The organism is Streptomyces sp. NPDC033174 (assembly GCF_055577795.1).
The window spans coordinates 33438-44442 of sequence record NZ_JBVIPQ010000002.1 but is presented as its reverse complement, the minus strand read 5'-3'; the positions used below and the strand labels follow the sequence as shown (position 1 = coordinate 44442).

The 11005-nt window shown below is 72.1% G+C and carries 9 protein-coding genes; 3 read left to right on the top strand and 6 right to left on the bottom strand.

What is annotated here, in order from left to right; genetic code table 11:
- The first annotated feature begins 7 nt into the window (after nt 1-7).
- Nucleotides 8-664, top strand: coding sequence for a YveK family protein (locus ACZ5VC_RS06460; RefSeq protein WP_469118990.1), 657 nt, complete (start codon nt 8-10; stop codon nt 662-664).
- 2 nt (nt 665-666) lie between these two features.
- Nucleotides 667-1779, top strand: coding sequence for a GNAT family N-acetyltransferase (locus tag ACZ5VC_RS06455; RefSeq protein ID WP_469118989.1), 1113 nt, complete (start codon nt 667-669; stop codon nt 1777-1779).
- Nucleotides 1780-1810: 31 nt separating this feature from the next.
- Here the strand turns inward: ACZ5VC_RS06455 and ACZ5VC_RS06450 are convergent, their stop codons facing one another.
- From ACZ5VC_RS06450 to ACZ5VC_RS06440, 3 genes are all read right to left on the bottom strand, one after another.
- Nucleotides 1811-3067, bottom strand: coding sequence for a glycoside hydrolase family 26 protein (locus tag ACZ5VC_RS06450; protein ID WP_469118988.1), 1257 nt, complete (start codon nt 3065-3067; stop codon nt 1811-1813).
- 207 nt (nt 3068-3274) lie between these two features.
- On the bottom strand, nt 3275-3511 hold the full coding sequence (locus ACZ5VC_RS06445; protein ID WP_469118987.1) for a chaplin: 237 nt from the start codon (nt 3509-3511) through the stop codon (nt 3275-3277).
- A 183-nt stretch (nt 3512-3694) separates the two neighbouring features.
- Nucleotides 3695-5731 (bottom strand): thioredoxin domain-containing protein, encoded by a 2037-nt coding sequence (locus ACZ5VC_RS06440; RefSeq protein ID WP_469118986.1) that lies wholly within the window; start codon nt 5729-5731, stop codon nt 3695-3697.
- Between the two features lie 124 nt (nt 5732-5855).
- On the opposite strand from ACZ5VC_RS06440, the gene ACZ5VC_RS06435 reads away from it, so the two are divergent.
- Complete coding sequence (locus ACZ5VC_RS06435; RefSeq protein ID WP_469118985.1) at nt 5856-9071, top strand: tetratricopeptide repeat protein; 3216 nt, start codon at nt 5856-5858, stop codon at nt 9069-9071.
- A gap of 26 nt (nt 9072-9097) precedes the next feature.
- Here the strand turns inward: ACZ5VC_RS06435 and ACZ5VC_RS06430 are convergent, their stop codons facing one another.
- The 3 genes from ACZ5VC_RS06430 to mca all read right to left on the bottom strand — a co-directional run bounded on the left by ACZ5VC_RS06430 (nt 9098) and on the right by mca (nt 10922).
- On the bottom strand, nt 9098-9676 hold the full coding sequence (locus ACZ5VC_RS06430; protein ID WP_469118984.1) for a TetR/AcrR family transcriptional regulator: 579 nt from the start codon (nt 9674-9676) through the stop codon (nt 9098-9100).
- Nucleotides 9677-9811: 135 nt separating this feature from the next.
- Entirely contained in the window at nt 9812-10048 is a 237-nt protein-coding gene (locus ACZ5VC_RS06425) for a hypothetical protein (protein ID WP_469118983.1), read from the bottom strand.
- A complete protein-coding gene (mca, locus tag ACZ5VC_RS06420) occupies nt 10041-10922 on the bottom strand; it encodes a mycothiol conjugate amidase Mca (RefSeq protein WP_469118982.1) in 882 nt (293 codons plus the stop codon). The genes ACZ5VC_RS06425 and mca overlap by 8 nt, the downstream gene beginning before the upstream one ends.
- Nucleotides 10923-11005 lie beyond the last annotated feature (83 nt).

Sequence of the window (11005 nt, the reverse complement as noted above, 5' to 3'; positions counted from 1 at the left end):
GTTGCTCATGAACCAGTTGCTGTCCACCGTCAGGACCTGGCGCACGCGCCGATGGTGGGTCCTGCCGGGATCGGCCCTGCTCGGCGTGGTCGCCGGCGGTGGCTACGGGCTGCTCAAGACGCCCGAGTACGCGGCGACGAGCTATGTGGTCGTCGTGCCCGCCGAGAAGTCGGACCCCGCGGCCGCGCTCGGCTTCGCCACCGCGTACGGCCGCGTGGCCACGGACATCGCCGTCACCGGCGACGCGCAGGTCTGGGCAGGGGTCTCGGCCGCCACCCTGCGCGCCGGTGTGCAGGCCGCCACCTCCCCCGACGCCCCGATGATCTCCCTCACCGCCCGGTCGTCGCGCCCCTCCACCGCGGTCGCGATGGCCGACGGCGTGGCCCGGGCGCTGGTCGTCAACGGCGCCCATGTTCAGCCCAGTACGGGGGTGAAGGTGCTGCAGTTCTCCCGCGCCGCCGAGCCCACCCGCCCGGTGTCGCCGTCCGCGCCGCTCTCGGCGCTGGTCGGCGGCTGCGCGGGCGGGCTGCTCGGCGGCTTCGCCCTGCTCGTACGCCCCCGGGGCCGGCGGGACCAGGAGACGGCGGCGGTGCGGGCGACGGTCCCGGGTCCGGCGGAGAATCGGGACGCGCCGACCGCCACCCCCCAGCCGGAGGCGGTGTGAGAGTGGGGCACGACCACGTGGTGACCGTCTGCCGGGACAGCGCCGAGTTCGGCCGGCTGGCCGACGAGTGGACCCGCCTGTGCGGAAGATGCTCGACGGCCACGCCGTTCCAGAGCCATGCCTGGCTGTACTCGTGGTGGCTGTCGTACGGGAGGCCCGGCGCGCTGCGGGTCGTCCTGGTCCGCCGTGACGGGGCCCTGATCGCGGCCGCCCCGCTGATGCGGGCCCCCGGTGCACTGCCCGTACTGACCCAACTGGGCGGTGCCATCAGCGACTTCACCGATGTGCTGCTCGACGACCACTGTCCCGACGCGGCGCCCGTGCTCGCCGAGGCGCTCGCGGACGTCGCGCGGAACGCCGTCATCGATCTGCGGGAGGTACGGCCGGGGGCCTCCGCCGAGCGGATCCACGCCCACTGGCGCGGCCCGCGGTGGCGTCTCGCGGACTCGGTCTGCCTGGAACTGCCCGCGCTCCCGATGGACACGCTCCTGGCACGGCTTCCGTCGCAGAAGGCCCAGCGGACCCGGGCCAAGCTGCGCAAGCTCGACGCGCTCGGCATCGACGAGCGCGTCGTGCCGGGCCCGGACGTCCCCGCCGCGCTCACCCGCCTCCTCGACCTCCACCGGCTGCAGTGGCAGGGGCGGGCCGTGAACGCCGAGCACACCCGCGAACGGTTCTCCGAGCATCTGACCAGGGCCGTACGGCCGATGGTGGAGTCGGGGCACGCGAGGGTCACGGAGTTCCGCATGGCCGGCGAGGTGGTCGCAGCGGACCTCACCCTCATGTCACCGCGGCTGGCGGGCGGCTATCTGTACGGCGCCGATCCCGTGCTCCGTGCCCGGAAGGTGGACGTGGCGACGATGCTGCTGCGCAACGGGTTGCGGGAGACCTGCGCGGACGGGCGCGCCACGCTGAGCCTGTTGCGCGGCAGCGAGCCGTACAAACAGCACTGGCGTCCCGAGGCGGTGGGCAACCGGCGGCTGCTGCTCGCCCGGGCCCGTCTGGCCCCGGTCCTGGCGGTGCGGGCGGCGTTCGCGCAGGCCCGGAGCTGGGCGGCGGACCGGCTCCGGGACCGGGCGTGGGTACGGAGGCTGCGCGGCGGCGGAGGAAAGTGAGCTCCTCCGCCGCCGCGGATGTGTGCCGGCGTCAGGAGCGCCGGCTCTCCCACCAGTCGAGGCGCACGCAGGCCTTGCCGCCGATCCACTGCTCGACCCAGGGACCGAGGTCGACGGGCATGCAGTCGTGGGTGCCCGACGGCTTGGGCGTCGGCCGGGGCGAGGGAGTGGGCGTCGCCGCCGGCTCGGGAGGTGTCGTCGGCTTCGGCTCGGGCACCGGGTCCGTCGGGACGGGCACGGTCGGGACTGGAACGCTCGGGACCGGAACGCTCGGGACCGGCGCCGGCGTGCGGCCGAAGAGCAGCGCACGGAACACCTTGGAGGACTTGGGGTTCTCGTCGCACTGCCAGACGCCGTGCGGGCAGTAGTCGGTGATCGTGTGATAGAGCGGCTTGTGCTCGTCCATCCATTCGAGCATGCGCCGCATGTACTCCTGATTGTCACCGTTCCGGAAGAGACCCCACTCGGGGTACGAGATCTCCTTTCCGTGTTCCTTCGCGAAATCCACATGCTTGCGCAGCCCATAAGGCTCGCTCACATGTCCGTCGAAAGACATTCCGTTCGGCTGGTCGTAGGAATCCATTCCGACGATGTCGACGACGTCGTCGCCCGGATAGCACTCCGTCCACGGGACGGCGTCCCTTCCCCGGCTCGGTGTGAAGTCGAATCGGAACTTCTGACCGGGGACGGCGCGCATGGCGGTGACGATGCGTTTCCAGTACTGCTTCCACGCCTCCGGGTCGGGAGCGCAGCGGTGGCTGTAGGTGATTCCGTTCATCTCCCAGCCGAGGACGATGACGGTGTCGGCCGCCTTCAGATCGACGAGCCGTTCGGCCAGCGTCCGGAAGTGGCCGTCGAACTCGCCCTGGGCGCCGCGCCGCAGCTGCCGGTGCACCTCGGAGTCCGGCAGGTGGCCCTCGTTGCGTTCCAGCATGGGAACGTTCAGTACGAAGAGCCGGTCGTCCCGCGCGTTGCGCCATTGCGCCCAGCTCTCCAGGAAACGCGGGGCGCCCTCGATGTTGGACCACACATCGCCGGGCAGGTAGGTGTGACCGACCCGGAGTTCCGTCCCGCCGAGCCATTTCTCCAGCCGCGCCATGCGCGTGACGCCCTCGGGGCCGTAGTCGAGATAGGCGCCGAGCGCACCGGTCGGAGGCGGGCCGGGGTCCCGCGCCGCGGCCGACTCGGCGGCGTGCCCGGGAGAAGACGCGACATGGGCGGAGGCGAGGAGACCCGCGGTGAACACCCCCAGCCACACACGTGTTGATCTGCCAGGTCGGTAGCGCATGTCAGCTCCTTCGCGGGACGGCGAGATCCGTTGATCACACGGCCCAAAAGTATTCCTAATGAGCCGTTCGGGAACTCGGCCGGAGCTTTGCGTAGCCCATTGGGGGCTTTCATCGCCCACTTGGGGCACAGAAAAAGGCCGGCCCCGGAACAGACGAGCTGTTCCGGGGCCGGCCCCGTGCGTTGCGTCCCTGGGGGCGCGGTGGCGTCAGTCCTTGATCTTGCAGCGGTTCCCGATCGCCGGGTTCAGCAGCCCGATGAAGTTGACGGAGTTGCCACTGACGCAGATCGGCGCGTGGATCGGCACCTGAACGACGTTCCCGGTCAGGATGCCATCGTTTCCACTGGCCACGCCGAAGGCACCCGAGTCCGCCATGGCGGGAGCGGCGCCGCCAAGGGCCATGACGAGTCCGGCAACGGCGACCGCAGCCTTCTTACACAGCATTTCGGCTGGTTCCTTTCCGCGGCGGAAGAAGTTTCACGGATTTCGTGAATCTCGGGTCGTTTCGACCCGCGCCTCCGCTGCACATTTCCACGACCATGCCAGAAAAAGGAAACCGACCGACACAGGACCGAGGGCATTCACCCTATTGACTTCATTTAATTACTTCATACGGCGGCGTCGTATTCAGGAAAGAGGAACGGAGAGCTGCCGTGCCAGTACGGCGGGGTCGGTCGTCGGCGCGTCACAGGTGAAGTGGCGGCAGACGTACGCGGCCGGCGCCCCGTTCACCAGCGGACGGTCCCTCAGCAACGGGAACTCCTCGCTGTCCGGCTCGCCGAAGGCGACGACCGCGCCCGGCGCGGTGCCGAGCAGGGCGGTGCGGTGCAGCTCCCGCGCGGACGCGTCCCCCGGCGCGCCGGCCACCGCGATCTCGCGCGGACCGTCGAGGAGCGCCTCGGCCACGGCGAGCCCCCAGCCGATGAAGCGGGGCGCGCGCGGGCCCAGCGCCTTGACCACACCGAGCGCTCCCTCGGCGGCGGCGCGGTGGGCCTCGGACCCGGTGTGCGCGGCGTACGAGAGAAGCGCGCCGGCGGCCGCCGTCCACCCGGAGGGGGTGGCACTGTCGGTGGGGTCCTGGGGACGGCGGATCAGCGTCTCGGCGTCGTGCGCGGTGTCGTACAGCGCCCCGCCCTCGGCGACGAACTGGTCCAGGACGATGTCCGTCAGGAAGCCGGCGAACTCCAGCCAGACGCCCTCGCCCGTGACCCCGGCCAGCGCGAGGAAGCCTTCGGCGACATCGGCGTAGTCCTCCAGCACTCCGGCGTTCGCGCCCACCGTACCGTCCTTCGAGGTACGGGCGAGGCGCGCGCCGGCGTCCATGTGGAGCCGTACCAGCAGATCGGCGGCCTCCGTCGCGCGCTCGACCAGGTCGGGGCGGTCGAAGTACGCGCCGGTCTCGGCGAGCGCGGCGATGGCGAGGCCGTTCCAGGCGGCGACGATCTTGTCGTCGCGGCCGGGGCGCGGGCGGCGGTCGCGAGCCGCCACCAGCCGCGCCTTGATCGAGGCGATCCGCTCGGCGTCCGCGACGCCCTCGTCCTGTGGCAGCTGGAGGACGGACGCGCCCTCTTCGAAGGTGCCCTCCTCGGTCACGCCGAAGTACGGGGCGGCGTACCGGGCGTCCTCCCCGCCGAGGACCTCGGCGAGCTGCTCCGGGGTCCACACGTAGTACGCCCCCTCGACGTGCTTGCCGCTCGCGTCCTCGCTGTCCGCGTCCAGCGCGGAGGCGAAGCCGCCCTCGGCGGTGCGCAGTTCGCGGACCATGAAGTCGGCGGTCTCCAGGGCGACCCGACGGGCCAGATCGCTGCCGGTGGCCCGCCAGAGGTGGGCGTAGACGCGGCACAGCAGGGCGTTGTCGTACAGCATCTTCTCGAAGTGGGGCACGACCCATTCGCGGTCGACCGAGTAGCGGGCGAAGCCTCCGCCGAGCTGGTCGTAGATGCCGCCCCGGGCCATCGCCTCGCAGGTGTCGGCGGCCATCTGGAGCGCGCCCTCGGAGCCGGTGCGGGCGTAGTGGCGCAGCAGGAACTCCACCGTCATCGACGGCGGGAACTTGGGGGCGCCCCCGAAGCCGCCGCGCTGGGCGTCGTAGTCCCTGGTCAGCCCGAGCAGCGCCTGCGCCAGGTCCTCCTCGCCCGGCACGCCCTGGCCGCCGTACGACAGCGAGCGGCCGGCCAGATCGCGGACAATGTTCCCGGCCACCTCGCCGACCTCGTCGCGGCGGTCGGCCCAGGCGGTCGAGACGCCCTCCAGGACCTGGGCGAAGGAGGGCATCCCGTGCCGGGACTCGGGCGGGAAGTACGTACCGAAGTAGAAGGGCTCGGCGTCCGGGGTCAGGAAGACCGTCATGGGCCAGCCGCCCTGCCCGGTCGCCGCCTGCACGGCCTCCATGTAGACGGCGTCCACGTCGGGGCGCTCCTCGCGGTCGACCTTCACCGCGACGTAGTGCTCGTTGACATAGGCCGCGGTGGCGTCGTCCTCGAAGGACTCGTGGGCCATCACATGGCACCAGTGGCAGCTGCTGTAGCCGACGCTGAGCAGTACGGGGACGTTGCGGCGGCGCGCCTCCTCGAACGCCTCGGCCGACCAGGGCCACCAGTCGACCGGGTTGTCGGCGTGCTGGAGGAGGTACGGGGACGTCTCATGGGCCAGTCGGTTCGGCATGGGCCCATCCTGCCGCAGCCCCCGTTGATCCCGGTTGATCGCCTCGCTCCCTCGCGCCGACGCGCGTCACGCAGGACACTTGTCCCGCGACCGAAGCGGATTCGAAGCTCTCGTAGGGGGACATATGCGGGACGGCCACCGGGCGGAAGCCGAGCGGCTGTTGGTGCGGGCCGTGGAGGAAGAGGTGCGCCGCTCGGGTGGCCGCTCGGACTCCGCGGTGCTGCTGGCGCGCGGCCGGGCAGCGCTGGACGGCATGGCGGCGAGCGCGGCCGAGGAGTACGAGGCGTATCTGCACGCCCTCGAGGAGGCGGAGGCCGGGGAGCGATCGCTGGCCGAGCGGTTCAGCAAGCAGTCGGTGGGAACACCCGCTCTGGTCACGGCGGTTGCCGCGGTCGCCGCGATCGGCGCCGATGTCGCGCTGGGCACGGCGACCGGCGTCGCGCTGGGCGCCGGGGCGGTCGTCGCGGTGGCCGGGGCCGCCGCCACCGTCGTCAAGGTGACCGCGTCGCACTGGCCGGCCGCCCACCGCAGGGCGGGGGCGCTCGGCCAGCCGGGCGGCCCCGAGCAGCTGCGGCTGCAGTGGCTGACGGCTCTGGACGTGCGGGGCGTCCGTCCCTTCCTCGACCAGCAGCGGATGCTGCTCGCCGCGAAGAAGCCCGCGCCGAAGGTGCCGCAGCTGCGCGGCGGCGACAAGAGCGCGGCGGCCCGCAGGCGCAATGTGCTGGAGCAGTCCTTCAGTCATCTGCCGGACCCGGGCGGGCCGTTCGCCGGCCGCCGCCAGGAGCTGGCGCAGATCGCCCAGTGGGTGCACGCGGCGCGGGCGTCGACACAGACCAGGCCGACGGTCGTGGTGCTGCACGGGGAGCCGGGCGCCGGGCGCACCACGCTGGCGGTCCGGGCGGCGCACCAGCTCCGGGACCAGTTCCGGGGCGCGTGCGTCGTCGACATGCGCGGCGGCAGCACGGGCGAGAAGCCCCTGACGACCCGGGAGGCGCTGCTGCACCTGCTGAACCGGCTGGGCGCGCCGCGCGAGCAGCTGCTGTTCCGGGAGCGGTCCTCGGCCGAGCAACAGGTCCGCAGGCTCGGCGAGTTGTATCACCAGCAGCTGACCGGGCTGCCCGTGACCGTGGTCCTGGACGACGCGCACGACGCCTCGCAGGTGCGCACGCTCATCCCGGAGCGCTCCGACAGCCTGGTCCTGGTGACCTCGCGGGAGCCGCTCGACCTCGGGGAGGACGTACCGGCATGGGTGCACCAGCTTCCCGTGCCGGGGCTGGACGCGGCGGGGACCGAGGAGCTGCTGCGGGCGGTCGCCCAGGAGCCGGACCAGGGCCCCTACGACTCCGAAGCGGTCGAACGGATCCGGGAGTTGTGCGGCGGGCTTCCGCTGGCGCTGCGGGCCGCCGGATCGTCACCCGCCGGCCGGTCCACGGCCGAGCTGGCCGGCCTGCTGGACGGGCCGGGGCCCCAGCTCGAGCGGGCCCTGTCCTTCCGGTACGCCACCGGTCTCGGCGAGGACGCGCGGCGGCTGCTGCGCCGGCTGGCCCTGGCCGGCCGGGCCTCCCTCGGCGCGGCGGCCGCGGCGGCGCTCCTCGGCCTGCCCGACGAGCAGGCGGCGCAGCCCCTGCTGCGCGAGCTGGCCCGGGCCGGGCTCCTGGAGCATGTGCGCGGTGAGCGTTACCGGCTGCACGACTCCGTACGGTCCTTCGCCTCCGCCCGGCTGACCGCCGAGGAGGAGGCCGGCGAGATCACGGCCGCGCAGGAGCGGCTGATCCAGAACTACGCGGAGCTGGCCGACGCGGTGATCCGGATGGTCGACGGCAAGATGTCCACGAGGGCCGGGCAGTTCGGCGGGCACGGCTTCACCTCGCTCGACGCGGCGCTGCGCTGGCTGGACGACGAGTCGAGCTTCATCACGGCCGCCCTGCGCCACGCCGAGGGCGTCGACCAGCAGACCGTACTGAACCTGCTGGGCGCGCTCTGCGACTACTGCCTGCTGCGCGGCGACCTCTACCGGCTCGGCGAGATCAACGAGCTGACCGAGGCGGTCGACCAGGGGCTGCTCGTCCGCTCGGTGCGCTGGCGCACCGGCATCGCGGCCCGTCAGCTCGGCGAGCTGGACAAGGCGCGGACGACCCTGACCTCGGTTGTGTCGCTCTACCAGGAGGCGCATCAGGACGCGGGCGCGGCGCTGGCCCTGTGCTCGCTCGGCATCACCCTGCACCACCAGGGCAATCTCAAGGAGGCGGCGGCGAAGCTGCGGGAGGCTCTGGAGCTCCAGGCCCCCGACGACCTGGCCGCCGACCGTGCGTGGACGCTGCACGCGCTGGCGGCCGTCGAGCGGGACCGGGCCAATCTCGCCGAGGCACTGACCCTGCTGGCCACGGCGCTGTCGCTGCACCGGGAGAACGAGTCCCTGCACGGCGAGGCGTGGGCCCACTTCCAGCTCGGCCAGGTGTGTCTGCGGATGGGCGATGTGGTGCGCGCGGAGGCGGAGCTGACCGAGGCCCTCGAGCAGTACGGCCGCACCCGCGACGGGCGCGGGGAGGCCTGGGCGCTGACCCAGCTGGCGCGGGCCCGGCTGGTGGCCGGCGACCCGGCCGCGGCCGTCGAGGAGCTCACCGGCGCGCTGGCGCGGCACCGCGACAACGAGGACGCGCGCGGCGAGGCCTGGACGCTCTACTACCTGGGCCAGGCGCTGGAGGAGCGCGGCGAGCGGGACGAGGCGGTACGGGAGCTGGAGCGGGCGCGCGCGATGTTCTCCCGGATGCGGGACGTGTACGGGCTGGCCTGCGCCCGGCACCACTCGGGACGGGTCACCCGCGACCAGCGCGCCGCCCAGACCGGGAACCTGCGCAACTCCGGGTTCGCCCGCCAGCTCCTGGTCGACGCCCGCGCCGACTTCCACCGCATCGGGGTGGCCCACGGCGAGGCCTGGACCTGTCTGGAGCTGGCCGTCGTCGACGCCGGCAACAACAAGGCGCCCCAGGCCCTGGAGCTGTGCGACGAGGCGGTGGACCTCTTCCTCTCGTACGACGACCGGCGGGGCGCGGACTGGGCCCGCTTCCTGCGCTGCACCCTGCTGCCGTACGCCTCCCCGGGCGGCGTGGAGGTCGGCACGGTGGTGGCCGAGGAGGAACTGGCCCGTCTGCGTGAGGAGTCGCACCCGACCCGGGACGGCCGACTGGAGGACTGCGCGGAGGCGTACGCGCTCGTCCTGGAGCGGGGTGTGCGGCTGGAGGCCGGATGGCAGGCCTGGCAGCTGGGGATGTTCCCGAACCGGCACGCGCGGGAGGTGATGGGCGTCCCGGTGGGGGCGGAGCCGGGCAGGGCGTCGTGACGGGGCTCAGGACGTCGTGACGGGGGTCAGGACGTCGTGACGATCCGTTCGACCGCGGCCGTGACGAGCTGATCGCGCTCGGCCTCGGACAAGACGTCCGGCAGGGTGAGCTGTTCGACGATGAGCCAGTTCAGCGCCAGGTACAGCAGCCGGACGGCGGTCGCGTCACCGGGCAGGCCCGAGCCCTCGTGGTAGGTCACATTGGCCTCGAGGTCGGTGCGGACCCGCTCGGTCAGGACCTTCCTGAGCTCCGGGCGGCGGGTGGCCTCCAGGCGCAGTTCGAGCAGCGCCAGATAGCCGGTCCGGAAGCCGCTGACGCGGCCGACGAGCTCGCGCATCAGCAGCGCGTACCTCTCCCGGTCCGGCCCGCTCGCCCGCTGCCGGGCGATGGTCGCCTCGTCGGGCTGGAGCCGTTCGTAGACCCGGGCTCCCGCCTGGGTGAGCAGCTCGTCACGGTTGGCGAAGTAGTTGGACGCCGTTCCGGTGGGGACGCCGGCCTCGGTGTCGACGGCCCGGAAGGTCAGGCCCCGGGCGCCCTCCCTGGCCAGTACCTCGATGGCGGCGTCGACGAGGGCCGCGCGCCGCTCGGCGTTCCTGCGGGCCATGGGACCACTCCTGCCGTAAGTGCTCGGCCTCCTACCACTACAGGCAGAGTACTACCGGCGCCCCACGAGGCGTTCCGGGGCATACGCCATGGCTCCATGACGCGGGACGTCATGGAGCCGGGCGGCGCGGTGCCGCTACTTCCGGGCGGCCGGCTCTCCGGTCTTCGCGGCCGGGGCCGACGGGTCGGGGGCCTCCTCGAAGGTGACCCTGCCCATGTGGCGGTTCATCGACTTCATCAGCAGCCAGACGCCCACCGCCATCACCGCGAAGACGACGAAACCGAGGATCCCGGGGGTCACCTTGTTCTCGTCGAGCTCCTTGGCCAGCGGGGCGAGCTGGGTCAGTGCCACGTGTGCGCTCATGTCAGGCATTGTCGCGGATGCCCGCGAAGAGGTCGCTCTCGGGGAGGGAGGTATCGACCAGGGACTTGACGAGCTCGTACTCCTCCGTGGGCCAGACCTCCTTCTGGATCTCCATCGGCACGCGGAACCAGCCGCCGTCCGGGTCGATCTGCGTGGCGTGGGCGATCAGGGCCTTGTCCCGCGTCTCGAAGAACTCCGCGCAGGGAACGGACGTGGTCAGCGTGCGCTCGGCGCGCTGGAACTCCTTCCAGCGCTCCAGCCACTCGCCGTAGGGCGACTCCATGCCGCGCTCGAGCAGCGCCTCGTGCAGCGCGACCGTGCGCGGACGGTTGAAGCCCTGGTTGTAGTAGACCTTCAGCGGCTGCCAGACCGGGCCGAACTCCTGCTCCGGGTACTTCTCGGGGTCCATCGCGCCCTCGAAGGCCACCATCGTGATCTTGTGGGTCATGATGTGGTCGGGGTGCGGGTACCCGCCGTTCTCGTCGTAGGTCGTGATGACCTGCGGGCGGAAGGCGCGGATCTTCCGGACCAGCTCGCCCGACGCCTTGTCGATGTCCTCCAGGGCGAAGCAGCCCTCGGGCAGCGGGGGCAGCGGGTCGCCCTCGGGGAGGCCGGAGTCGACGAAGCCGAGCCACTCCTGCTTGACGCCCAGGATCGCGCGGGCCTCGTCCATCTCCTTCCTGCGCACCTCGTGGATGTTCTCCTCGATGTACGCGTCGCCCTGGAGCTTGGGGTTGAGGATGGAGCCGCGCTCGCCTCCCGTGCAGGTGACGACCAGCACGTCCACCCCCTCGGACACATACTTGGCCATCGTGGCCGCGCCCTTGCTCGACTCGTCGTCGGGGTGGGCGTGAACGGCCATCAGTCGCAGCTGCTCAGTCAAGACTCGATCCTCAGTGATTCGTCGCGTCGGGCGGCTTCTATAGTGACGGAATCGGGGGGCGGAAAATTCCCTGCCCTTACGAC

What these genes read in the sequence shown, in the direction of transcription:
- ACZ5VC_RS06460 (WP_469118990.1), top strand. Translation starts at nt 8, where the DNA reads ATGAACCAGTTGCTGTCCACCGTCAGGACCTGGCGCACGCGCCGATGG.
- ACZ5VC_RS06450 (WP_469118988.1), bottom strand. Translation starts at nt 3,067, where the DNA reads ATGCGCTACCGACCTGGCAGATCAACACGTGTGTGGCTGGGGGTGTTC.
- ACZ5VC_RS06445 (WP_469118987.1), bottom strand. Translation starts at nt 3,511, where the DNA reads ATGCTGTGTAAGAAGGCTGCGGTCGCCGTTGCCGGACTCGTCATGGCC.
- ACZ5VC_RS06440 (WP_469118986.1), bottom strand. Translation starts at nt 5,731, where the DNA reads ATGCCGAACCGACTGGCCCATGAGACGTCCCCGTACCTCCTCCAGCAC.
- ACZ5VC_RS06435 (WP_469118985.1), top strand. Translation starts at nt 5,856, where the DNA reads ATGCGGGACGGCCACCGGGCGGAAGCCGAGCGGCTGTTGGTGCGGGCC.
- ACZ5VC_RS06430 (WP_469118984.1), bottom strand. Translation starts at nt 9,676, where the DNA reads ATGGCCCGCAGGAACGCCGAGCGGCGCGCGGCCCTCGTCGACGCCGCC.
- ACZ5VC_RS06425 (WP_469118983.1), bottom strand. Translation starts at nt 10,048, where the DNA reads ATGCCTGACATGAGCGCACACGTGGCACTGACCCAGCTCGCCCCGCTG.